The sequence below is a fragment of the Aromatoleum tolulyticum genome, assembly GCF_900156155.1.
Classification (GTDB): domain Bacteria; phylum Pseudomonadota; class Gammaproteobacteria; order Burkholderiales; family Rhodocyclaceae; genus Aromatoleum; species Aromatoleum tolulyticum.
In genome coordinates, this window is the sequence record NZ_FTMD01000003.1 from 85,373 (window position 1) to 107,687 (window position 22,315).

The window sequence follows — 22,315 nt, forward strand, 5'->3', positions numbered from 1 at the left end:
CGCCCCCCTTGAGCAAAGGCGCGATTGTGGCATAGATGCCTCGCCGCCCGCCCACTCCACTCGCCGAATGTCCCCGGAAGCCTTCTCGTCCCTGTTCCTCGCCGCCACCGCACTGACCCTGTTCGCCAGGCTCGTGCTCATGATGCGCCAGATCCGGCACGTGCGTGCCCACCGCGAGGCTGTGCCGCCTCCGTTCGCCGAATCGATCAGTCTGGAATCGCATCGCAAGGCTGCGGACTACACCGCCGCGCGCATGCAGCTAGGCACCATCGATGCCGCAATCGGCACCGCCTACGTGCTCGCCCTCACGCTCGGCGGCGGCCTGCAGGCCATGCACGACCTGCTCGCCCGAATTTTTGCAGCCGGAACCCTCGCGCACGGCGTCGCCCTGCTCGCGGCGCTCGGCATCGCGGGCTGGGCCATCGAGCTCCCGTTCGCGCTCTATCGCACCTTCGGCATCGAGAAGCGCTTCGGCTTCAACCGCATGACACCCGGCCTGTACCTGGCCGACCTCGCCCGCGAAGCGACGCTCGCCGCACTGATCGGACTGCCCGTCCTCGCCGCCGTGTTGTGGCTGATGGGCGCAATGGGCGAGCGCTGGTGGCTGTGGGTGTGGCTGTTCTGGCTCGCGTTCAACCTGCTGGCGCTCTTCATCTGGCCGACCTTCATCGCGCCGCTGTTCAACAAATTCACGCCACTCGCGGACGAAGCGCTGAAGGCACGCGTGGAGGCCCTGCTGGCGCGCTGTGGTTTCCGCTCCCGCGGACTCTTCGTGATGGACGGCTCGCGCCGCTCGGCGCATGGCAATGCCTACTTCACCGGCTTCGGCGCGGCCAAGCGCATCGTCTTCTTCGATACCCTGCTGGACAAGCTGCGGCCCGAGGAAGTCGAGGCCGTGCTGGCGCACGAACTCGGGCATTTCCGCCACCGCCACATCTGGAAACGCCTCGCAGTCATCGCGGCAGCGAGCCTCGGCCTGCTGTGGCTGCTCGGCTGGCTGATGGGACAGACTTGGTTCTTCGCCGGGCTGGGCGTCGCCCCCGCCTCGGCCGGCACCGCCGTCGCGCTCGCCCTGTTCGCGCTGGCCCTGCCCTCCTTCACCTTCCCGGCCGCCCCGCTGATGAGCTTCTGGTCGCGGGTGCATGAATTCGAGGCCGACGCATATGCCGCACAACAGACGCGCGCATCCGACCTTGCGCAGGCACTGGTGAAGCTCTACCGCGACAACGCCGCGACGCTCACGCCCGATCCGCTGTACTCGAGCTTCTTCGACTCCCACCCGCCGGCCGCGCTGCGTGTCGCGCGCCTGCGCTCCTCCAGTTGAGACCCGGCATTTCGTGAACAAACCCCGACAGAACCGCAGCACGACACTCGAAGGCGTGATCGTCGCCGCCTTCGGCCGCCAATACGAGGTCGTCGTCGCGGGACTGGCCGGACAGGAAGAGATCCGGCTGAAGTGCTACCCGCGCGGCAAGAAAAGCACCTTCGCGTGCGGCGACGAAGTCGAGATCGAAGCGACCGGCAGCGACCAGGGCGTCATCACCGAGCTCAAGCCGCGCCGGAACCTGCTGTGGCGCTCCGACGCCTTCCGCGAAAAACTCATCGCCGCGAATCTCAGCCAGGTCGTCGTAGTGACGGCAACGGAGCCCGGATTCTCGGACCTGCTGATCTCGCGCTGCATCGCGGCGGCCGAAAGCCAGCACCTCCGGACCCTGATCGTCCTCAACAAGGCCGACCTCGCCGAATCCCTGCCCGCCGCCCGCCGCATGCTCGCCCCCTTCGCAAAGCTCGGCTACGAGGTCGTCGAACTGAGCGCACGCGCCGGCACCGACGACCTGCGGCCGCATCTCGCCGGCCAGCGCAGCATCTTCGTCGGCCAGTCGGGCATGGGGAAGTCGACACTCACCAACTCCCTGATCCCGGAAGCCCGCGCGGCGACGCGCGAGATCTCCGAAGCGCTCAACAGCGGCAAGCACACGACCACCTTCGCCCGCCTGTACCCGCTCGACGGCGGCTGGCTGATCGACAGCCCCGGACTGCAGGCCTTCGGCCTCGCCCACCTCACACCCGACGACCTCGCCGCAAGCTTCATCGAGTTCCAGAGCCACCTCGGCAAGTGCCGCTTCCGCGACTGTCAGCACGAATCCGAACCTGGCTGCGCCCTGCGCGCTGCCATCGAAGCGGGCGCAATCGACATGCGCCGCTTCGAGCATTACCGGATGATTCGCAACGAGATCAAGGACGCCAAGCGTCAATCGCAAGGCTGGTAAGCGCTCCGAAACCACCGCCCAGAACGAAAAAACCCGCCGAAGCGGGTCTTTTCTGGCCTGATCAGCAGAACGTCAGATACGTTCCCAGATCGTCGTGATGCCCTGACCGCCGCCGATGCACATCGTCGCCATGCCGTAGCGACCATTGGTACGGATCAGCTCGTGCAGCAGCTTGGTGATGATGACGCCGCCGGTCGCGCCGACCGGGTGACCCAGCGCGATCGCGCCGCCGTTCGGATTGGTCTTCTTCGGGTCGAGCTCGAGCCCCTTGTTCACCGCGATCGACTGCGCCGCAAAGGCTTCGTTGGATTCGATCACGTCGATCTTGTCCAGCGACAGGCCGGCGCGCTGCAGCGCGAGCTTGGAGGCCGGGATCGGGCCTTCACCCATAACGTCGTTGGGCACGCCGGCGATCGCGTAGGACACGAGACGCGCGATCGGCTTGTGACCGCCCGCGGCAGCCTTGGCAGCGTCGGCCAGCACCAGGAAGGCGGCCGCGTCGTTGATTCCGGAGGCGTTGCCCGCAGTAACCGAACCGTCCTTCTTGAAGGCGGGCTTCATCTTGCCCAGCGCTTCCATGGTGGTCATGCGCGGATGCTCGTCGGTGTCGAACACGACCGGGCCCTTGCGGGTTTCGAACGTGATCGGAACGATCTGGCTCTTGAAACGGCCTTCGGCGATTGCCGCTGCGGCACGGTTCTGCGACTCGAGCGCGAAGGCGTCCTGATCCTCGCGGCTGATGCTCCACTTGGAGGTCAGGTTCTCGGCGGTAATACCCATGTGGCCGACGCCGAACGGGTCGGTCAGCACCGAGACCATTGCGTCGATGGCTTTCGCGTCACCCATGCGGGCGCCGTTGCGCAGTGCGGGCAGCAGGTAGGCGCCGCGCGACATCACTTCGACGCCGCCGCCGATCGCGAAGTCGGCATCGCCGAGCATGATCGCCTGGGCGGAGTTGACGATGGCCTGCTGCGCCGAACCGCACAAGCGGTTGACGGCGAAGGCCACCGAATCCATCGACATACCGCCCTGGATCGTCGCGACGCGCGCGACATAGGCGTAGCGCGATTCAGTCGGGATGCAGTTGCCGACGGTCGCGAAGGTCACCTGCTTCGGATCGACGCCGGCGCGGGCGATCGCTTCCTTGACGACCACACCACCCAGCTCGGCCGGCTCCATGTCCTTCAGCGAGCCGCCAAACCCGCCCACGGCCGAACGGACTGCGCTCAAAACCACTACTTCACGATTCGCCATCTGTGCTCCCTCCTGGATGTTAGGCACCAACCCAGCCGGCAATCACCAGCAGGGCCAGCATCAGCAAGCAAAGCACCAGCGCGCGCCAGATCAGGCCCACGGTGCTCTGCATGTAGTCGGCATCGGCTTCTTCACCGACACCCATTTCCGGTCGTTCGACGATCTCGCCGGATTCATGGACTGGCATGCCGAGGCGCACACCAAGCGCACCCGCACCTGCCGCAATCAGTATACCGGACGCCCTGTCGGCCCAGAGCATCGCCTGGGTGCGCCAGCAGAACACGGCATCCTCGAAGTCGCCCACCACCGAGAACGATGCGGCGGTCAGGCGCGCGGGCAGCCAGTCGATCAATTCGAACGCCTTGCGTGCGAAGCGCCCGAACTGGCCGAACTCGGCATCGTTGCGCTCGCCCCACTCCTCGCCGAGGAAGCGCGCAAGACGGTACAGCAGGGCGCCGCTCGGTCCCGGCAGGACGATGAACCAGAAGATCACGCCGAACACGTTGCGGTGGGCGGCGACGAGCCCTTCCTCGATTGCCAGCCGCGCGACCTCGCAGGAACTCGCACCGATGTACTGGCCGCCGCGCCACTCGCCCAGCAGCGAACGTGCGCGATCGAGTTCCCCCATGCGCAGGGCGAGATGGATGTCCGTGAAGAAGTGGCTTTCCTGGCGGAAACCCATCGTCAGATAGAGCACCGCGATGTTGAACAATACCGCCAGCAGCGGATGGACGAGCCACAACAGGAAGAAGGCGAGCGCGCCGCCCGCGACCAACGTGACGACGAGGAGCAGCCACGCAACCACGCCGTTGCGGGCCTGGCCGTCGTTGAAGCGCTCGACGAGGACACCCGACAGGCGATGAAGCGGATCCAGAACGATTTGCCGCACCGGCAACGGTCGTACCTGCTCGAGCAGCAGCGCAACAATCAGCGAAAGAAGCGTCATTCGTATTGCGATTGAAGAAAGGGTCCGGGCCCGTGATATCCGGCCACGATACCATAAAAGCACGACGCGATTGTGCAATGCGGAAGAGGCGCCCGCGAAACCCAAACGGCCGCCAGGGCAACAGCGGACGCACGATTGTTGCCGATCTCTGAACAGTGCGTGCCGCCGCTGCCGGTTTATCGGCCCGCGGGAGCCCCATAGACTGCAGCTAAAGGGATCGGGCTGGAACGGCCGCTCCCGATACGCACTGGAGTCCACATGAGCACGATGCCCACCCTCTTCGTTTCCCACGGAGCACCGACCTTCGCACTGGAGCCTGGAGAAGCCGGACGCGAACTTGCCGCCCTTGCGCAGGCGATACCGCAGCCCCGCGCGATCCTTATCGCCTCGCCGCACTGGATGAGTCCGGTCGTGACCCTGACGGCGAGCGACCGGCCGGAGACGATCCATGATTTCGGCGGCTTCCCGGCGCCCCTGTACGACTTGCGCTACCCGGCGCCCGGCGATCCGGCGCTCGCCGCCCGTGCGATCGGATTGCTCGCCGCCGCAGGCGTGGATGCACGTCCGGACCCGCACCGCGGGCTGGATCACGGCGCGTGGGTGCCCCTGCTGCACATGTATCCGGATGCCGCCGTACCGGTTGTGCAGATCTCGATGCCGGGGGGCCGCCCGGCGAGCGCGTTCCACGCCCTCGGCCGGGCGCTTTCGCCGCTGCGCGACGAAGGTGTCCTGATCGTCGGATCGGGCAGCCTCACGCACAACCTGTACGAGTTCACGGGCGCCGCGGACGGGACGGCACCTTACGTCGAAGCCTTCGCGCAATGGATCGCCGATACGCTCGCCGCCGGCGACGTCGACGCCCTGCTCGATTACCGGCGGCGCGCGCCGCACGCCGAGCGCGCCCACCCGACGGACGAGCACCTGATGCCGCTGATGTTCGCTCACGGTGCCGCCGGAATGCGCGCCGACGCACGGCGCCTCGCTGCCGCCGACGTGCGCTACGGCATACTGGCGATGGACGCCTACGTGTTCGGCGCAAGCTGATGGAAAGCGGGCGGTTCGATGCCACCGGCAAGAACGCCGGACAATGCTTGCCTGAGCGGCGTTCCGGGAGTTTAATCGCCTGACATCGACGGCATGCTGCCGGCACGATGGCGCACACGACGGGGGGAGTCGCCATGGATCGTTTGCTGTTGCTCGCCGGCAGGCTTTCCGGGCTTGGTGGGCTCACCCTGTGCGTGATCGCGGGCGTCGCGAGGGTGTCGGGCAAGTTCTGGATCGGGGGACTCCAGGTCGGCACGCTGCTCCAGGCGGGGATTGGCGCACTCGTCGTCGGGTGCTTTCTGCTGCTCTGGGTACTGACCGGGCGCAACAGATAGTCGCACCCTTCCTCCGCGAGAGGCACCGCCCGCACCGAGACCCAGTCCATCATTCCCATCCGCGTTAATATAAGATATTGCTTCTATATGAATGAGGGGATGGCGATGACGATCGGACGTCTGGCCCTGGTGGCCGCAATTGCGAGCGCGGCGCTGCCCGCCCTGGCACAGGAACTCGCCCTGATGACCGAGGCACGCGCTGCCGCGACGAGCCTGCCGCCGCGGCTGGTGACGGCGCTCAACGAAGAGATTGCCAAGGGTGGCCCGGAGGGCGCGATTCCCGTGTGCCGCGACATGGCGCCGAAGATGGCCAAGGAGATCGGGGCGAGCACCGGCTGGCAGTTGAAGCGCGTGACGCTGAAGGCGCGCAATCCTCAACGCGCAACGCCGGACGCATGGGAACGGGCGACGCTGGCGGAGTTCGATCGCCGCGCGGCGGCGGGCGAGAACCCGTCGAAACTGGAGAAGGGCGAGATGGTCGAACAGGCCGACGGCACGCGCGCGTTCCGCTACGCCAAGGCTTTGCCGACACAAGCCCTGTGCCTGAACTGCCACGGCCCCGAGGACAAGCTCACGGCTGCGGTGAAGGCGCGCCTGGCCGAACATTACCCGCAGGATCGTGCGACGGGGTACAGTGAAGGGCAGATCCGCGGGGCCATCGTCGCAACGAAACCGCTGTAAACACACGAGATGAAACCGGCGGGCGGCCCTCCCGCCGGCAATGGAGTTGATGATGTCGGTCGATCCCCTGACTCTGCCCTGTCCGCATTGCGATGCGCTGAACCGGGTGCCGGCGGCGCGCATGAACGACGAGCCGAACTGCGGCAAGTGCCATGCACCGCTGTTCGCGCACAAGCCGCTGACACTGAACACCACGAATTTTGCGCTCCATGTCGAACGCAGCGATCTGCCCGTGCTGGTGGATTTCTGGGCGCCGTGGTGCGGCCCCTGTCGCATGATGGCGCCGGCCTTCGAGGAGGCGACACGCATGCTCGAACCGCAGATGCGCCTCGCCAAGGTGAATACCGAGGAAGAACAGGAGCTCGCCGCACGCTTCGGGATCCGCAGCATCCCGACGATGATCCTGTTCCGCAACGGACAGGAAGTGGCACGGCAGTCGGGCGCCATGAATGCAGGTGCGATCGCGCACTGGGCGCGCAGCCACGAACTCTGAGCGCGCGTGTGAGGGCGGGGCGCGGCGGGCGCCGAGACCCGCCGAAAGTGAAGGGGCGAAGCTGATGTTGGCAGTGGTGCAGCGTGTGTCGGAAGCACGCGTGGAGGTGGACGGCAGGATTACCGGCGCGGTCGGTCATGGCCTGCTGGTGCTGGTGTGCGCGGAACGCGGTGATCGTCGCGCGGAAGCGGACAAGCTGCTGGGCAAGATCCTGAAGCTGCGGATCTTTTCCGACGAGGCCGGCAAGATGAACCGCTCGGTGCAGGACGTGCAGGGCGGGCTGCTGATCGTCAGCCAGTTCACCCTCGCTGCAGACACCACGGGCGGAAACCGGCCGAGCTTCACGAATGCGGCGGCGCCGGACGAAGGGCGCGCGCTGTACGATCATTTCGTCGCCGAGGCGCGCAAAGCCCACGAGCAGGTCGGGACTGGCGAATTCGCCGCGGAGATGCAGGTGCATCTCGTCAATGACGGTCCGGTCACCATCCCGATGCGCATCGCGCCGGCAACATGAATGTTTCTGCCACGCCCGGCGGCACCGCCGGGAGACACAGGCCTCGCTCACCACTCACCTCGCGTGATACCCGCAGGAAGTTCTCATGACCGCCCGCACGCTTGCCTTTCCCGCCCTCCTCATCGCCGCGTTCCTCGCCGGTTGCGCGCAGACGCCGCCCGCAGCGCGCCCCGTCGCCTATGCCTGCGACGCGGGCAAGGGCTTTTCGGTCATCTATCATCCGTGGGGCGACGCGGCGATCGACATCGACGGAATGCGCTTCGGATTGATGAAAGAGGCCACCGACGACAGCGGCGAACGCTACGGATGCGGGGCGCTGACGCTGTGGCGCCACGGCAACACGGCGCGCGTCGATATGCAGGGTGCCGGCATGTACGAAAACTGTCGCGCGCGCGAATGAACCTCGCCGCGCGAACGCGTTAAGATTAACGATTCACCGGCGGAGACCTGGCTCATGTTTTACGGCGTAACCGACCTGACGACCTTCATTCTCGGCACGATCTTCATCGTGCTGCTGCCGGGACCGAACTCGCTGTACGTGATGTCGGTCGCCTCCCGCCTGGGCGTTGCGGCGGGCTATCGCGGCGCGTGCGGCATCTTCCTCGGCGACACCGTGCTGATGGTTCTCTCCGCGACGGGCATCGCGTCGCTGCTGCAGACGACGCCCGCTTTGTTCATGGTGCTGAAGTACGCCGGGGCCGCCTATCTCGCATGGGTGGGACTCGCGCTGCTGCGCTCGGCGATCGCCGGCTGGCGCGACAAGGCGGCGGGCACGGCAGCGCCCGAGCCGGCACCCGCCGATGCGACGCGGCCCTTCCGCACGGCGCTGGTGATCAGCCTGATGAACCCGAAGGCGATCCTGTTCTTCGTGTCCTTCTTCATCCAGTTCGTCGATCCCGGCTATGCCTATCCCGTGCTGTCGTTCTCGATCCTGGGCACGATCGTGCAGGTGTGCAGTGCGATCTACCTGTCGGCGCTGATTTTCGGCGGCGCCCACCTCGCGGCGCAGTTCCGCCGTCGCCGGCGTTTGTCCGCGGCGGCGACCGGCGGGGTCGGCGGGCTGTTCATCGGCTTCGGCGCGAAACTGGCGAACGCGACGCTGGGGTGATTCCCCTCGCAATGTAGCGCCAGGGGCCGGCCCGCCCGTCGTGGCGGCCGGCCGCCTTGCCTGGTTCAACCGTTCTGCGGCGCTTCGGTCTTGCGCGGGCGACGGCCGCGCGGTGCACTCTTGCGGGCGGCGGGCTTGGCCGCTGCCTCCTCCGCACCGGCGACCGTCACGGGCTCGGGCGCGAGAGCGGCCTCGGGAACCGGGGCTGCCGGAGCAGGGGCTGCGGCTTCCATGTTTGCCGCCTCGGTTTTCGCCGATTCGGTCTTCGCGGCGGAGGTCTTGCCGCGGCGCGACCGGCGCGCCCCTGCCTTGGCAGGCTCTGCCTGCGCCGCGGCAGCCTGCTCCGCTTCGGAAGCGATCGTCGCAGTGGCCGGGACCGGCTGTTCGGCTTGCACCGGCACGGACGTAACGGGCTCGGGCTGGAGCGGGCGTTCTGGTTCGGCTTCGGCAGCCGCCTGCATTTCCGCCCGTCCGCCTTCCGCCCCGGCCTCCGCCTTCTTCGCGCCGGACTTGCGTCCGCCGCGCTTGCGGCGGGATTCGTGCCTGCCCGAAGGCTCTTCGCCCGCCGGACGTTCCGCCGCCGTCGCGGACGCAGCTTCGGCATGCGCCAGTTCGCCCGCCGCGGGCACAACCTCGAGCGCGGCACCCTGCTCCACGGCGGCAGACGCCTCGGCGACCGCTTCCGCCACTGCCGCACGGTTGCCGCGATAGACGTAGGCGCCCGATTTCTCGTCGCGGCCGAACTCGAGCAGACCGCGCGCCTGGGCTTCCTCGAGCAGGTTGCCGAAGGCGCGGAAGCCGTAGTACGACTCGTTGAAGTCGGGCTTGCGGCGCTTGATGGCCTCCTTCAGCATCGATGCCCAGATGCGCACGCCGCTGTCGCCGCGTTCGGCCACCAGGGCGTCGAAGGTCTCGACGGCGATATTGATGGCCTTGCGCTTGCGCGCCTCGACTTCGTCCTTGCGATGCTTTTCCTCTTCGGGCGAGCGCTTCGGTGAGGGCTGGGCTTCGCGCGTTTCGCGCTTGGCCGCGCGCTGGCTCTCGCGCACGAGGTCGTCGTAGAAGATGAATTCGTCGCAGTTGGCGATCAGCAGGTCGGAAGTCGATTGCTTCACGCCGACGCCGATGACCTGCTTGGCGTTCTCGCGCAGCTTGGACACCAGCGGGGAGAAGTCGGAGTCGCCGCTGATGATGACGAAGGTGTCGACGTGCGATTTCGTGTAGCACAAGTCGAGCGCATCGACGACGAGGCGGATGTCGGCGGAGTTCTTGCCCGACTGGCGTACGTGCGGGATCTCGATCAGCTCGAAGTTGGCCTCGTGCATCACGGCCTTGAAGCCCTTGTAACGCTCCCAGTCGCAGTAGGCCTTCTTGACGACGATGCTGCCCTTGAGCAGCAGGCGTTCGAGCACCGGCTTGATGTCGAATTTTTCGTATTTCGCGTCGCGCACTCCGAGCGCGACGTTTTCGAAATCGCAGAACACCGCCATGCTTACGTTGTCATGGGCTGAAGCCATAAGGTTCTCCGGTGGTGTGTCGGGCGCGGCCGCAGGGACCGCCCAAGGCGCACATGATAGCCATTCCTGCAGCGGCGATGCGCGTCACATGCCGCGGCCCGCGCCGCCCTTGCGGTCGTTGTCGCCATCTTCGCGCACCAGCCGCCATGCAAACCACATCCCGAGCATCGCGTTCGCGAGGGCGAGGCCGGCGACCACGGCAAGGCCGAGGGGATTGAGCGGATGAGTGCGCAGGATCCACGCGAACGCCGACGACAGAACGTTGAGCGCGATCATCACCCAGAACGCCGGATTGCGCGGCTGGAACAGGCGGGAGAGCTTCACGGCCGCCCCTCAGACGACGCGGTCGGGTGGCGTGCGGCCAGCGAAGAAGGCGTCGACGTTCTCGAGCACGCGCATGCCCATGCCGACACGCGTCTCGCGCGTGGCGCTGCCGAGGTGCGGCAACAGGACGACGTTTTCCAGTGCGAGCAGGCCCTCACTGACCTTGGGCTCGGCTTCGAACACGTCGAGCCCGGCGCCGGCGATCGTGCCGTTGCGCAGCGCCTCGACCAGCGCAGCCTCATCGACCACTTCACCGCGCGCGGTGTTGATCAGGAAGGCGTCGGGGCCCATCAGCGCGAGGCGTTCGCGGTTGATCAGGTGGCGCGTCGCCGCACCGCCCGGGCAGTGCAGGGAGACGAAATCCGCCTCGGCCAGGACTTCCTCGACCGAATCGCACTGCCGCGCGTCGAGCCCGGCAAGCGTTTGGGCCGGCACGCGGCTGCGGTTGAAGAACACGATCTTCATACCGAAGCCGTGCTGCGCGCGCATCGCGACCGCGCGGGCGATGCGGCCCATGCCGATGAGGCCGAGCGTCTTGCCGCTCGCCTTGGTGCCGATCATGTGCGTCGGGCGCCAGCCGGTCCAGTTGCCGCTGCGCACCTCGCGTTCGCCCTCGCCCGCACGCCGGGCGACCATCAGCATCAGCGTGATCGCGAGGTCGGCGGTGCAGTCGGTGAGCACGTCGGGGGTGTTCGTCACCGCGATCCCGCGGGCCCTGGCGGCGTCGATGTCGATGTGGCTGTAGCCGACGCCGTAGTTGGCAATCAGCCTGGCGGTCGGTGCCGTGCCGAGTACGTCGGCGTCGATGCGGTCGGACACGGTGGCGAGCAGCGCGTCGCACGAAGCCAGCGCCGTGCGCATCTCGTCGCGCGTGAACGGGTGATCGTCGGAATTGAGGCGCACGTCGAAGCGCTCGGTGAGTGCGCGCTCGACTTCGGCGGGCCAACGGCGGGTGACGATGAGTCGGGGTCGGGTCATGTTGTTCATCCTGCTCGTTCTTGGCTGTGGTTTCGGTCAGGTTCCGGGCGCATCGGGCCGCATCCGGGATCGTCTGCGGCGACGGATGCGGTGGCACTGCGCGCTCACCCCACCCGGACGCACCCCGAACGATACCCGCAGGGCGCGCTCGAGGGGATCGGGCGCAACCCCAACGATACGGTCTTTCGCCGCCAGTGCGGGCTGGCCCTCGCCGGAAACCTTGGGCCTGCACGCGCACTCCAACGGATGCGATCCACTGCGGATCGCCGCAGTGCGGGAGTCCGCCACGTGAGCATTCTGCCCCTGACCTCGGCGCTCGGCCTCTTCGGCACAAGCGCCCTTCGTCCCGTTTCGACGAATTTCGCCGCAACGGCGGGCAGTCTGTCGCTGTTCTCGGGCTCTTCGACGATCGTCGACCTGTCGAGTTTCGGTCAGCTCCTGTCGGCTGTCGCGAGCTTCGAGAACCGCCTCTCGGTGCTGCGCCCCGGATCGTCGGACAGCGGTATCGGGCAGAATTTCGGCACCGACTTCGGCAGTCTGGCCGCCGAGGCGCAGTATTTCGTCGACAGCTTCAACAACCTGCAGGGCAGCCTCGGCGAACAGAATTTCCTGTTCGGCACCGTCCCGACTTCCGCGCCCGCGGCGCGCTTGTCCGCAGACCTCCAGGCGCGCGTCGACGAGGCTTTCGACAACGGCGATTCGGCCCTCACGCAGTTGTCGGACCTCGGGATCGAACTGCGGCCAGCGCTGCTTCCCGGCAGCGGCGGCAGCCTGAGCATCGACATGGAGGCGTTGCGCGCGGCCTTCGAGGCGGACCCCGCAGGCAGCTTCTCCCTGCTTGCGCGCGCGGCCGAGGCATTCGCGACAGTGGCGACGGAATTCACCGCGTCGAACGAAAGCGTGACCTCGCTGCTCGCGGCGCAGCTCCAGTTTTCGTCCCTGCAATTGACGCTCGGCCTGTTCGACGACAACAGCGATTCCTCGCAAAGCGGCCTGCAGGGCCTCACCGATCTCCTCACCCTCGCCTCGCTCGGCAACGGCGGGGCGGATTCGCAGGCGCGCATCGTGGCCGCGCTCAATGAATTCTCGCTCGTGTCGTCACTGCTGCGCTGACCGCGTATGCCCGTTCACTTCCGGCGCACAGGGAAATTCCGCGGCTTGCCGGCAATCCTCGATGTCATCTAGGGGCCGGATTGCATCCCTTTATTGCCGGGCCGGCCTGCGAACGGCACGGCAACGCGCGTGGCAGCTGACACCCCGATCCGGCGGTCGATGTTCGAGTTACCAACACGGCAGCGCAACATGCCCAGCGCATTGAAACGCGCTTTCAATTGGCTGATTTTTCTTATGTATTTAGCCAAATAATCTAAATATAAAAATATTTTGGGGTCAACAATGTTGCATTGCACAAGCTCTTCCAATAAAGTCTGAACCGTCTCCTCCACCCTCCTCCTTTGGTGTGGATTTAGCCCGAGCCCGCAACCGCGCTCGGGCTTTTTTCTTTTCCGGCGTCCCTCGGCGATTGCTCGCCCCGTACGCGTCGCCTGCGTCGCCTTGCGGACACATAGGTGATTCTGATCGCCCGATAAAAACATTTAAAGGGCAAACTTATTGCATCGCAACATACGGTACCGTATGCTTTGAACCGTCTCCTCCACCCTCCTCCTTTGGTGTGGATTTAAGCCCGAGCCTAAACCGCTCGGGCTTTTTCTTTTCTGCGTCCAAGAATGTCCCTCAGGCCGCTCGCTGCGGTGCGTTCAGCAGGGCCCAGATCTTGTCCACCATCGGGTTGCTGTTGTCGGCGGCGCGGTGCAGGCGGACCTCCAGTGGGCAGGTCCACCGCTCGGGGCCGGCCTCCACCAGGCGTCCTTCGGCTAGTTCGCGGCCGACGCAGCTCTCCGGCAGCCAGCCGAGCCCGTGCCCTTCGAGCACCATCGCTTTCAGCGCCTCCGACATGTGGGTGTCGAAGGAACGGTCGAAATGGCAGCGTTCGTTCGCACCGAGCAGGATCATCTCGACCACGTGCCCGAGGTAGGTGCCTGACGAATAGGCGAGGAAGGGCACCGCCGCCTCGGCCCGCCCGGGCAGCTTGTAGCGCGGCCGGCCGTCTGCGCGCGGCGCCGACAGGGGCAGCATGCGGTCGGTGGCGAGGGCGATGTAGGGAAAGCGCACCGGATCGAGCAGCATCGGCAGCTGCGGGTGGTGGTACGCGATGAGGAGATCGGTGGCCCCCTCGATCAGCGCGCTCGCCCCCTCGGGCACATTCACCGCGCCGACGCGCGCGACGACGTTGCCCAGCGCTTCCTTCAGCTGCCCCAGCCAGCGCGGGAAGAAGGTGAGCGACAGGGTGTGCGCGACCGAGAAGCGCACGGTGTCGACGTTGCCGGGGGACTGCCCGCGCAGCACGGTGCGCATGTCGTAGGTGCGCCGCAGGATGTCCGCGGCAAAACCGCGGAAGATCCGCCCGGCGGCAGTGAGATGCACCCCCTGCGCGCGGCGGTCGATCAGTTCGACGCCAAGCCAGTCTTCCAGCGCCTGGATGTGGCGGCTGAAGGTGGGCTGGGAGACGTTGCGGCGCTCCGCAGCACGCGAAAACGCGCGCGCATCGGTGAGCGTCAGGAAGTCCTCGATCCATTTTATCTGCACGTTGAGCGCTCCTGCGGTTTCCGTCCTGCGGCTTCCGGCGAGTTGTCGCCGCGCCCTCTATTCGGGTTCCTTGGGGATGTTATGCGTTTTTTGCATGGCATGACACGCAATCCTTTGTGCGTCCGTAGCATCCATGCGTCGCACCACACACCGGAGGAAACATGTCGCAGACAACAGAACGCACCGAACACGATCTCCTGGGAGATCGCTCCCTGCCCGCCGACTCCTACTACGGGGTCCACACGCTGCGCGCGGTCGAGAATTTCCCGATCACCGGCACGCCGATCTCGATCTATCCCGACCTCGTGCGCGCGCTCGCCGCGATCAAGCAGGCTGCGGCGCTGACCAACCGCGAACTCGGTCTGCTGGATGGCGAACGCACCGGCGCGATCGTCCGCGCCTGCGAGGAAATCCGCGCCGGGGCACTGCACGAGCATTTCGTCGTGGACGTGATCCAGGGCGGCGCCGGGACCTCGACCAACATGAACGCGAACGAGGTGATCGCGAACCGTGCGCTGGAACTGCTGGGTCACGCGAAGGGCGACTACGCCCGCCTGCACCCGAACGAGCATGTGAACATGAGCCAGAGCACCAACGACGTGTATCCGACGGCGCTGAAGCTGGCGGGATACGAAGGCATCCTGAGCCTGATCGAGGCGATGGAAGTGCTACGTGCCGCGTTCCACGAGAAGGCGGTCGAGTTTGCCGACGTGCTGAAGATGGGGCGCACGCAGCTGCAGGACGCGGTGCCGATGACGGTCGGCCAGGAATTCTCGACCTACGTCGTGATGCTCGGTGAGGACATCGAGCGGCTGAAGGAGGCGGTGCTGCTGATCTGCGAGATCAACCTCGGCGCCACCGCGATCGGCACCGGCATCAACGCACACCCCGACTACGCCGCGCTGGTGCGCCACCACCTCGCGGAGATCACCGGCATCCCGGTGCTGACGGCGCCGAACCTGGTCGAAGCGACGCAGGACTGCGGCAGCTTCGTGCAGCTGTCGGGCGTGCTCAAGCGCGTCGCGGTCAAGCTCTCGAAGGTGTGCAACGATCTGCGCCTGCTGTCCTCGGGGCCGCGCGCGGGCTTCGGCGAGATCAACCTGCCGGCACGCCAGGCCGGCTCGTCGATCATGCCGGGCAAGGTGAATCCGGTGATCCCGGAAGTCGTGAACCAGATCGCCTACGAGGTGATCGGCAACGACATGACGATCTCGTTCGCCGCGGAAGCCGGCCAGCTGCAGCTGAACGCCTTCGAACCGATCATCGCCCACAGCCTGTTCAAGAGCGTCACCCACCTGCGCGCGGGCTGCCTGACGCTGGCCGAGCGCTGCGTCAGGGGCATCACCGTGAATCGCGAGTTCCTGCGCCGGAGCGTGGAAAACTCGATCGGCCTCGTGACCGCGCTGAACCCCTACATCGGCTACGGCAACGCGACCGGTATCGCGCAGGAAGCGCTGGCCGGCGGGCACAGCGTGTATGAACTGGTGCTCGACAAGGGACTGCTCACGCGGGCTCAGCTCGACGAGATCCTGAAACCCGAAGTGCTCACGCAACCGCGCGCACTGGTCGGGCTGGCCTGACCCGACGGCGCTCCCGCAAGACGATTGATACCGCACTGCACAATACAAGTCTTGTATAAGACCCGATGTGAAATCCCAGCCGCCGTGCAGCCATATGAAGATCTGATCGTCGAATAGAAAAATTTATAGCGCATTATTATTGCGTCGCACAAGCCGGTTCGCTAGTATTTGAACCGTCTCCTCCACCCTCCTCCTTTGGTGTGGATTTAGCCCGAGCCCGCAACCGAGCTCGGGCTTTTTCTTTTCCGGCGCACGAACTTTCGGCAACCAGTGCCGGAACGCGATCGCCAACCGCCCCCGTCCCTGGAACATCGCGCGCCGAACTCGGCGGCATACGCGTGCATTCATTGCGCCGACTGCCGGGAACATGACGGCCGCCATGGAGCATTCGGGCACCTGATCGCGTGATAAAAAAATTTGTCGTACAAATTTATTGCAACGCACAAGCGTGATCGTTAAGATTTGAACCGTCTCCTCCACCCTCCTCCTTTGGTGTGGATTTAGCCCGGACCGTCAAAGGTCCGGGCTTTTTTCTTTTTCGCCGGTCGATAGGCGCCGACAGGGCTGATCAACGACTTGCGGGGTCGGTCACTTGCGCAGGGGTGCGCAGTTCGTGCGGTCGGCCAGGCAGCCGAATCCGGCATCCAAGAGTCGGCGCGATAGCCGGGACTGTGCAATGCGGGCCGTCACCCGCGACCGAGGCGATGCCGGCCATTTGTCCCGTAAATAACCGCATGAGAACATCTCACAGGCTTATTATTGAACTACGCACCTATTTGGTTTAGTATTTCAACTGTCTCCTCCACCCTCTCCTCCTTTGGTGTGGATTCCAGCCCGAGCCCTCTCCAGAGCTCGGGCTTTTTTTTGCACCGGCCGGTTCAGACGGCCGTCAGGAGCTTTCCTTCGGCATCGCCGGTTGTCTGCCGGCTCCTCACCTCGGGGTAGTAGCACATGTAGCCGCTGGCGCAGTGGCTCGGTGCGTCGCGCAGGCCGACGGCGAACTCGCGCACCCGGTGTTCCGGCTCGCCCGCCTGGATCCGCTCCAGCACGCGGGCGACGAGTTCGACGCTCTTGATCTTGCGCTCGCTCGCGCCCTCGCGGCCGGCGATCTTCACCGAATGCACGCCCGCCGCATGCGTCGCCGGCATCGCGCAGAGGCCGCAGGGGCCCCACGGATAGCCGTTCGATGCGACCGAGAAGCCGTTGCCGAAGCGGTACCAGAGCCAGCGCTTGTAATCGAGGTCGTTCTGCTCCAGGCGGCGCAGCGCACGCTCCTGCGGCTTGCCGCCGCCGGTCGCCCGCTCAGTTGTCCGATACTCGAACTGATAGTTGTCGATGCAGATCGGGCCGCCCTTGTTCATCGGCAGGTGAACGGTGTGACAGGTGCCTTCCTCGAACACGCAACCGTCGTTGAGAACGAAGGCTTCGACGTCGAGCTCGGGCAGCGCCTGCGTGATCGTGCCGATTTCGGCGACCGTGACGTCGCGCGGCAGGATGATGCGGTTCGCGCCGAGCGCGGCGAAGAAGCGAGCGGATTCGACGTTGCGGCAGGTGGCGACGGAGCTGACGTGGATATCGAGGTCCGGCACGTTCGCGGCGAGCGAGGCGATCAGCGAGATGTCGGCGACGATGGCGGCCTTGCCACCGATGCTGCGGAAGCGCGCACCGATCTCGGTGAGGGCGTCGAGATGCTGTTCGCCGTATTGCTGGGCGTTGAGGACGAGGAAGACTTCGGCGTCGAGCGCGGTGGCCTTGTCGACGACGCGTTCGAGGTCCGCGTAGCCGTTGAGGTTGCCGAACACGCGGCGATTGACGCCGGAGGTGTTGAAGCGCTGGATCCAGTCGGGCGGCACGACGCCGCAGTAGAGTTCGCGGGCACCGGCGCGGACGAGCGGCTCGACTTCGGCGGGGGTGCTGATGGGGGCTGTTATCTTCATGTCAGGCTCCCGAGAGAACGATGCGGCTTACCCAGCCGTTGTTCACAGCTTCGGCGACCGCCGTGGCCATGCCCTTCGCATGGCGGTAGTACATGGTGTTGCCGCGCTGCGAGGTGGGGAGTTCGTGAGTGCCGGGTCGTGCGCCGACTTCGTTGAAGCCGAGGCATTCGCGGCGGCACTGGTGGCCGGGCGAGAACTTCTCCGGCGTGTCGAGCGACAGCGAGCCGAGCTTGCAGATGCGGCCCTTGGCGATGTAGCCGTAGGGCGCGCGCACGCCGATGGGGAAGTCGATGCCGGCGTACATGTCGGCGGCGCCGAAGGGCGGGAAGTCGAGTTCCAGGCGGCCGATGCCCAGCCCGTCGAGGATGTCGCGGAAGGGGCCGGCGCGCAGGCCGTTGGGATACATGCGCGCCCAGGTCGCCGAAGGCAGGCGCGGGTCCTTCAGCATCTTGCCAAGGAGGCGTCCGGCGACCGGGCGCAGCGCCGGGAATTCGCGCTGCACGAGGCGCGCGACGCCCCAGTCGTTGATGGTGACTTCGGAGCCCGCCGGCAGGCGCGCGAGCGCGGCGCGCAGCGGGTCGAACAGGCCGTCGCAGGCGATCGGCGTGACGAGGCCGAAGGTGAGGCCCCAGCGCTCGCACAGCACGACGGCGCGATCGACCGATTCGACGCTCGGCAGCAGGTGTTCGCAGAACTCGCTGCCGAGGAAGAAGTGCGTGGGCTCGGCGTCTTCGGGCAACGTGACGCAGTCGCGGGCTTCACCGAGCTGGTCGAGGTAGTCGTCGCGCGTGAGGCGGTCGTGACGCGCGAAGGCGGCCAGTTCGCGTTCGTCGACGAGGGCGAAGCCCAGTTCGATCGGTCGGGTCACGCTTTCGGGGGTGGGGGTGCGCGGTGTGCTTGTCATGAATCGATCTCCCCGATTCTCTTGTGTTCCCGCCCCTGCCAGCTGGCGCGGGCGGCGAGGTGAGCCGCGAGCCCTTGCGGGTCCGCGGCGGGGTATTGCAGGAAATGACGGGCGAGGATGCCGGTGAAGCGCGCCGTCGCCATGCTCGCGCCGCCGGCCGTCTTTCCCGGTCCGGCAGGGGAACAGCCCCAGTCCGCAGCGCCGGACGTCTCGCCCTCGAGCAGCGACCACTGTCCGGGCGCGCAGCGCGCGTCGCCGCTGACGGCGAGCACGCCGGGATAGGCCGCGGGGAAGACCGGCGTGCCGCGCGCGGGGGCCGCCGCAACGAGCACGACGCCTTGCGCGAGCGCGCGAGTGCAGGCCCGGCGCAGCACCGTGCGGTCTTCGAGCAGGCCGAGGCTGAGGTTGATGATGCGCGCGCCCTCGTCCGCACACCATTCGATCGCCGCGGCGACCATGGCCGGCGACGGCGCATGCCGGTGCGACGCGATGCGTGCGTCGATGAGACGGGCCGCCGGTGCGGCCTCGAGCACCAACGCAGCCACCGCTTCACCGTGCGGCAGCGGGCGACCGCCGGCGGGCTCGCGACCGACGCTTCCGTCGGCGGCGGGGATGAAGTGCGCCGCCCGATGCAATGCGTGCGGGGGTACGCCGGTGAAGCCGCCGTCGATGATGCCGACCGTCACGCTCATACGACCCTCAACAGCGGTGCGGCGGGCCGGGCCGCCTCGGGCTCGACGAGGCGGCCGTCGCGCAGCTCGACGACGCGATCGACCGCGCCGACGGACGCGAGGTTATGCGTGATGACGACGCGGGTGCGGCCGCCGAAGACGCGATCGACCGCGCCCATGATCGCCTGCGCGACCGGCAGGTCCAGGCCGGAGGTCGTCTCGTCGAGGATCAGCACCGCCGGATCCTGCAGGATCGCGCGCGCGAGCGCGAGGCGCAGGCGTTCGCCGCGCGACAGGGCTGCCGCCATCGCGCCCACCGGCCGGTCGAGGCCGCCGGCGTGGGCGAGTTTCGTGAGGCCGGCGAGGTCCAGCGCACGCAGCAGCGCAGACTCCTCGGCGTCGGGGGCGACGAAGCGCAGGTTGTCGCGCACCGTCCCGGGCATCAACACCGGCTCCTGGTCGACGACGACGACCTGGCGACGCAGCTCGACGAGGTCGAGGAGGTCAAGGCGCACGCCGTCGAGCAGCAGGCTCCCCGCCTGCGGGTCGTAGTGGCGTTGCAGCAGATCGATCAGCGTCGATTTTCCGGCACCGGACGCACCGACGAGGGCGAGCTTGGTGCCGGCCGGCACGTCGAGCGTCGCGCCGGCGAGCACGGCCTCGGCTGCATAGCCGAAGCACACGGCATCGAGCCGCAGCGCGCCCCGCACCGGCTGCGCGAGCAGGATCGGCTGGGCCGGCGAAGCCACGGTCGGCCGCTCGGCGGCGAGCTCATGGATGCGCTGCAGGCTGACCTTCGCGCGCTGCCAGCCCATGAACACGCCTGCCAGCGTCTGGAGCGGACCGGCGGCACGGGTCGTGTAGGCGATGAAGGCGACGACGACGCCGACGGACAATTCTCCGCCTGCCGCCAGCGATCCGCCGACCGCGAACACCAGCAGCACGTTGAGGCCCGACAGGACGCGCTGCAGGCCGCCGGCGCCGAGCGAGGCGAGCTGCGAGCGGCGCAACGCGGCGAAGTAGTCGCCGTGATGCGCACGCAGTCCCGCCTCCTGTCGCCGCGCGGCGTTCGAGGCCTGGATGAACTTCATCGCGCGCAGCGACTCGACGAAGAAGCTCGACATCGCGGCGCTTTCCTTGCGCAGCGCCTGCGAGCCCTTCTCGAGCCACGGGCGCGAGACGATCAGCGCCGCCACCTGCAAGGGCACGAGCGCGAACACGAGCGCGGTGAGCATCGGGCTCAGGGAGAGCATCAGGACCAGCGCGACGATCAGCGAGAACACGCCGTTGAGCACCGCCATCGGCGCGTCGAGCGCGAAGCGCTGCACCTCGGCGACATCGCCGTCGAGCCGCGAAAGAATCTCCCCGCCACGCGTGCGGGCGTAGTACGTCGGCGCCAGCGTCTGCAGGTGACGCCAGACCTGCTCGCGCAGTCCGAAGAGGACGTGCGCGGAGAGTTTCAGATAGGTGAGGCGCGACAGCGTCTCGACGAGCACGCCTCCGACCATCAGGACGAGGAAGGCCGCGCACAGCCACAGGACGAGCTCGACCTCGCCGCCGACGATGCCCTCGTCCACGAGGCGTTGCGTGAGGTAGGGCGGCAGCAGTGCGGCCGCCGAGCCGAGGCAGGACAGGAGGACGACGATGGCGACCGATCCGGCGCGTTCCCGGACCAGGGGCAGCGCCCACGATAGCGCCTGCGCGGGCCTCGGGCGGTTTCCGTCGAAACGGATCATGGTTCGATTCCCCGAGCCCGGAGGACCGACGATCCGAACGCGCGATGCCCAAGCCAAACCGGCGTGACCGCCCTACCGCCGCACGGCGGGATTCGCTTCGCTGTTCCCGCCCTACGTCCGTTGCGATCAGCACACCGTGCCCGACCCGCGCGGCGCAGCCCCCGACGGGAGGCGCTTCGTGCCGAGGCGTCCGCCACGCGTCCAACGAGGCGCGGAGTGCCTCCCGTCGGGGGCGGCTTCAAACCACGAATCGCGCGAATCGACATCCCGATCACCACTCAGCGCTTCACGACCCGCATCCAGCCGATCGACTGGTCCGCCCCGCCCGGCATCTGGATCTCGCCCTTCTTCTCGAAGCTGTCCGCGTCGTAGATCGCGATCTTGTCGAGCGCGCCGCCGACGTAGATCTCCTTGCCGTCGCCAGAGATGTTGATCGCGTAGTAGGTCTGATCCAGATCCTTGCGCTTCAGGAGCTTGCCGGTGTCGGTATCGACCTTGGTGAGCTGGTTCATCACGAGGAAGGCCTCGTTGCGGGCGACCGGGCTCACGACCGAGGAAAACATCGCAGTCGTCGCGTTCTCGAACTCCTTGACCTTCAACGTCTCGGAGTCGAGGTCGAACACCGCGATGCCGGCCTTGAAGGCCTCCGGCGAATCCGGCGGGACGTCGGTCTTCGCGACGAAGTACGGCGTCGACAGCGCACGCGCCTGCTCGAAGGTGCCCCACATCGCGAGCACATCCGGCTCGCCGATGCCGGGGCGGTTCCAGTGGCGCACCGGGAAGGTCTGCTCGAGCTTGCCGGTCTTCGTGTTGAAGAGGTACATGTCCCAGCCGAGCGCGATGAGGTGGTCGGGCTTGCCGGTCGCGGCCATCAGGCTGATGCGGCGCGGCGCGGGGAAGGTACGGCGCGGCTTGGCGCTCATGCCATCGGCGGTGTCGAACACCGCGATGTAGGTGTCCTCGACCTTGTACTCGGAGCGCCCCAGTTGCACCGGCGCCTGATGCACGTAGAGTTCCTTGCCGTCCTCGCTCACCGCGACCGCAAAGAAGCCCTTCACGCGACGCTGCGGTGTGGAGAAATCGGCGCGGAACACCGGCTTGCCGCTGTCGAGGTCGACGCCGACGACGCTTTCCATGCGGTTCGTCAGCACGTAGGCGGTCTTGCCGTCCTTCGGGACCGCGATCGCGCCGGGGATGCCGTCGCCGGGCAGGTTGATCGTGCGCACGATCGCGCGCTTGGCCGGGTCGACGATGTGCAGGTTGTTGGGCCGCGTGACGGTCAGCAGGTATTCGGCCGCAAGCGCGGGCAGCGACGCCGCGGCGCAGCACAGGGCCACGATTACCATCGGCGCCTTCTTGATGGACAGCATCCTCATC

23 protein-coding genes are annotated in these 22,315 nt (G+C 66.9%); 11 read left to right on the forward strand and 12 right to left on the reverse strand.

Annotated features, from left to right (window positions below; genetic code table 11):
• Positions 1-67 precede the first annotated feature (67 nt).
• A complete protein-coding gene (locus tag BW991_RS05405) occupies positions 68-1,324 on the forward strand; it encodes a M48 family metallopeptidase (RefSeq protein WP_076601087.1) in 1,257 nt (418 codons plus the stop codon).
• A 13-nt stretch (positions 1,325-1,337) separates the two neighbouring features.
• Positions 1,338-2,270, forward strand: a complete 933-nt coding sequence (rsgA, locus tag BW991_RS05410; protein WP_076601088.1) for a ribosome small subunit-dependent GTPase A — start codon at positions 1,338-1,340, stop codon at positions 2,268-2,270.
• A 72-nt stretch (positions 2,271-2,342) separates the two neighbouring features.
• Here rsgA and BW991_RS05415 read toward each other — a convergent pair whose 3' ends face one another.
• Positions 2,343-3,524: an acetyl-CoA C-acyltransferase family protein gene (locus BW991_RS05415; protein ID WP_076601089.1), complete on the reverse strand. Its 1,182-nt coding sequence runs from the start codon at positions 3,522-3,524 to the stop codon at positions 2,343-2,345.
• 19 nt (positions 3,525-3,543) lie between these two features.
• Positions 3,544-4,470 carry a CobD/CbiB family protein gene (locus BW991_RS05420; protein ID WP_076601090.1) on the reverse strand — a complete coding sequence of 309 codons (927 nt, stop codon included), beginning with the start codon at positions 4,468-4,470 and terminating at the stop codon, positions 3,544-3,546.
• A gap of 258 nt (positions 4,471-4,728) precedes the next feature.
• Here BW991_RS05420 and BW991_RS05425 point away from each other — a divergent pair, with 258 nt between their 5' ends.
• The 7 genes from BW991_RS05425 to leuE all read left to right on the forward strand — a co-directional run bounded on the left by BW991_RS05425 (position 4,729) and on the right by leuE (position 8,645).
• Complete coding sequence (locus BW991_RS05425; RefSeq protein WP_076601091.1) at positions 4,729-5,514, forward strand: DODA-type extradiol aromatic ring-opening family dioxygenase; 786 nt, start codon at positions 4,729-4,731, stop codon at positions 5,512-5,514.
• 134 nt (positions 5,515-5,648) lie between these two features.
• Positions 5,649-5,849: a hypothetical protein gene (locus BW991_RS05430; protein WP_076601092.1), complete on the forward strand. Its 201-nt coding sequence runs from the start codon at positions 5,649-5,651 to the stop codon at positions 5,847-5,849.
• A gap of 105 nt (positions 5,850-5,954) precedes the next feature.
• Complete coding sequence (locus BW991_RS05435) at positions 5,955-6,530, forward strand: Tll0287-like domain-containing protein (RefSeq protein ID WP_076601354.1); 576 nt, start codon at positions 5,955-5,957, stop codon at positions 6,528-6,530.
• 52 nt (positions 6,531-6,582) lie between these two features.
• Positions 6,583-7,023, forward strand: a complete 441-nt coding sequence (trxC, locus tag BW991_RS05440) for a thioredoxin TrxC (RefSeq protein ID WP_076601355.1) — start codon at positions 6,583-6,585, stop codon at positions 7,021-7,023.
• Positions 7,024-7,087: 64 nt separating this feature from the next.
• Positions 7,088-7,537: a D-aminoacyl-tRNA deacylase gene (dtd, locus tag BW991_RS05445; protein WP_076601093.1), complete on the forward strand. Its 450-nt coding sequence runs from the start codon at positions 7,088-7,090 to the stop codon at positions 7,535-7,537.
• A gap of 85 nt (positions 7,538-7,622) precedes the next feature.
• On the forward strand, positions 7,623-7,937 hold the full coding sequence (locus BW991_RS05450; RefSeq protein ID WP_076601094.1) for an MliC family protein: 315 nt from the start codon (positions 7,623-7,625) through the stop codon (positions 7,935-7,937).
• 54 nt (positions 7,938-7,991) lie between these two features.
• On the forward strand, positions 7,992-8,645 hold the full coding sequence (gene leuE / locus BW991_RS05455; RefSeq protein ID WP_076601095.1) for a leucine efflux protein LeuE: 654 nt from the start codon (positions 7,992-7,994) through the stop codon (positions 8,643-8,645).
• 65 nt (positions 8,646-8,710) lie between these two features.
• On the opposite strand, the gene BW991_RS05460 is transcribed toward leuE, so the two are convergent.
• From BW991_RS05460 to BW991_RS05470, 3 genes are all read right to left on the reverse strand, one after another.
• On the reverse strand, positions 8,711-10,162 hold the full coding sequence (locus BW991_RS05460; RefSeq protein ID WP_076601096.1) for an NYN domain-containing protein: 1,452 nt from the start codon (positions 10,160-10,162) through the stop codon (positions 8,711-8,713).
• An 84-nt stretch (positions 10,163-10,246) separates the two neighbouring features.
• Positions 10,247-10,486: a hypothetical protein gene (locus BW991_RS05465; RefSeq protein WP_076601097.1), complete on the reverse strand. Its 240-nt coding sequence runs from the start codon at positions 10,484-10,486 to the stop codon at positions 10,247-10,249.
• 9 nt (positions 10,487-10,495) lie between these two features.
• On the reverse strand, positions 10,496-11,464 hold the full coding sequence (locus BW991_RS05470; protein WP_076601356.1) for a 2-hydroxyacid dehydrogenase: 969 nt from the start codon (positions 11,462-11,464) through the stop codon (positions 10,496-10,498).
• A gap of 288 nt (positions 11,465-11,752) precedes the next feature.
• On the opposite strand from BW991_RS05470, the gene BW991_RS05475 reads away from it, so the two are divergent.
• Positions 11,753-12,577 (forward strand): hypothetical protein, encoded by an 825-nt coding sequence (locus BW991_RS05475; RefSeq protein ID WP_076601098.1) that lies wholly within the window; start codon positions 11,753-11,755, stop codon positions 12,575-12,577.
• Positions 12,578-12,645: 68 nt separating this feature from the next.
• Here BW991_RS05475 and BW991_RS23645 read toward each other — a convergent pair whose 3' ends face one another.
• Positions 12,646-12,909, reverse strand: coding sequence for a hypothetical protein (locus tag BW991_RS23645; protein ID WP_139335902.1), 264 nt, complete (start codon positions 12,907-12,909; stop codon positions 12,646-12,648).
• A 289-nt stretch (positions 12,910-13,198) separates the two neighbouring features.
• Positions 13,199-14,110, reverse strand: coding sequence for a LysR substrate-binding domain-containing protein (locus BW991_RS05480; RefSeq protein WP_076601099.1), 912 nt, complete (start codon positions 14,108-14,110; stop codon positions 13,199-13,201).
• Positions 14,111-14,271: 161 nt separating this feature from the next.
• Here BW991_RS05480 and aspA point away from each other — a divergent pair, with 161 nt between their 5' ends.
• On the forward strand, positions 14,272-15,690 hold the full coding sequence (aspA, locus tag BW991_RS05485; RefSeq protein WP_076601100.1) for an aspartate ammonia-lyase: 1,419 nt from the start codon (positions 14,272-14,274) through the stop codon (positions 15,688-15,690).
• An 878-nt stretch (positions 15,691-16,568) separates the two neighbouring features.
• On the opposite strand, the gene BW991_RS05490 is transcribed toward aspA, so the two are convergent.
• From BW991_RS05490 to peaD, 5 genes are all read right to left on the reverse strand, one after another.
• Entirely contained in the window at positions 16,569-17,627 is a 1,059-nt protein-coding gene (locus BW991_RS05490) for a U32 family peptidase (RefSeq protein ID WP_076601101.1), read from the reverse strand.
• 1 nt (position 17,628) lies between these two features.
• Positions 17,629-18,531 (reverse strand): hypothetical protein, encoded by a 903-nt coding sequence (locus tag BW991_RS05495; RefSeq protein ID WP_076601102.1) that lies wholly within the window; start codon positions 18,529-18,531, stop codon positions 17,629-17,631.
• Entirely contained in the window at positions 18,528-19,223 is a 696-nt protein-coding gene (qhpE, locus tag BW991_RS05500) for a subtilisin-like serine protease QhpE (RefSeq protein WP_076601103.1), read from the reverse strand. Before qhpE ends, BW991_RS05495 begins: the two co-directional genes overlap by 4 nt.
• Positions 19,220-20,938: an ABC transporter ATP-binding protein gene (locus BW991_RS05505; protein WP_076601104.1), complete on the reverse strand. Its 1,719-nt coding sequence runs from the start codon at positions 20,936-20,938 to the stop codon at positions 19,220-19,222. The genes qhpE and BW991_RS05505 overlap by 4 nt, the downstream gene beginning before the upstream one ends.
• A gap of 278 nt (positions 20,939-21,216) precedes the next feature.
• Complete coding sequence (gene peaD / locus BW991_RS05510; protein WP_076601105.1) at positions 21,217-22,314, reverse strand: quinohemoprotein amine dehydrogenase subunit beta; 1,098 nt, start codon at positions 22,312-22,314, stop codon at positions 21,217-21,219.
• Between the last annotated feature and the right edge of the window lies 1 nt (position 22,315).

Coding starts and splice junctions, on each gene's coding strand:
- trxC (WP_076601355.1), top strand. CDS start 6,583: ATGTCGGTCGATCCCCTGACTCTGCCCTGTCCGCATTGCGATGCGCTG.
- BW991_RS05470 (WP_076601356.1), bottom strand. CDS start 11,464: ATGACCCGACCCCGACTCATCGTCACCCGCCGTTGGCCCGCCGAAGTC.
- qhpE (WP_076601103.1), bottom strand. CDS start 19,223: ATGAGCGTGACGGTCGGCATCATCGACGGCGGCTTCACCGGCGTACCC.
- BW991_RS05420 (WP_076601090.1), bottom strand. CDS start 4,470: ATGACGCTTCTTTCGCTGATTGTTGCGCTGCTGCTCGAGCAGGTACGA.
- BW991_RS05430 (WP_076601092.1), top strand. CDS start 5,649: ATGGATCGTTTGCTGTTGCTCGCCGGCAGGCTTTCCGGGCTTGGTGGG.
- aspA (WP_076601100.1), top strand. CDS start 14,272: ATGTCGCAGACAACAGAACGCACCGAACACGATCTCCTGGGAGATCGC.
- peaD (WP_076601105.1), bottom strand. CDS start 22,314: ATGAGGATGCTGTCCATCAAGAAGGCGCCGATGGTAATCGTGGCCCTG.
- BW991_RS05460 (WP_076601096.1), bottom strand. CDS start 10,162: ATGGCTTCAGCCCATGACAACGTAAGCATGGCGGTGTTCTGCGATTTC.
- BW991_RS05495 (WP_076601102.1), bottom strand. CDS start 18,531: ATGACAAGCACACCGCGCACCCCCACCCCCGAAAGCGTGACCCGACCG.
- BW991_RS05450 (WP_076601094.1), top strand. CDS start 7,623: ATGACCGCCCGCACGCTTGCCTTTCCCGCCCTCCTCATCGCCGCGTTC.
- leuE (WP_076601095.1), top strand. CDS start 7,992: ATGTTTTACGGCGTAACCGACCTGACGACCTTCATTCTCGGCACGATC.
- dtd (WP_076601093.1), top strand. CDS start 7,088: ATGTTGGCAGTGGTGCAGCGTGTGTCGGAAGCACGCGTGGAGGTGGAC.
- BW991_RS05505 (WP_076601104.1), bottom strand. CDS start 20,938: ATGATCCGTTTCGACGGAAACCGCCCGAGGCCCGCGCAGGCGCTATCG.
- BW991_RS05415 (WP_076601089.1), bottom strand. CDS start 3,524: ATGGCGAATCGTGAAGTAGTGGTTTTGAGCGCAGTCCGTTCGGCCGTG.
- BW991_RS05435 (WP_076601354.1), top strand. CDS start 5,955: ATGACGATCGGACGTCTGGCCCTGGTGGCCGCAATTGCGAGCGCGGCG.
- BW991_RS05405 (WP_076601087.1), top strand. CDS start 68: ATGTCCCCGGAAGCCTTCTCGTCCCTGTTCCTCGCCGCCACCGCACTG.
- BW991_RS05425 (WP_076601091.1), top strand. CDS start 4,729: ATGAGCACGATGCCCACCCTCTTCGTTTCCCACGGAGCACCGACCTTC.
- BW991_RS05490 (WP_076601101.1), bottom strand. CDS start 17,627: ATGAAGATAACAGCCCCCATCAGCACCCCCGCCGAAGTCGAGCCGCTC.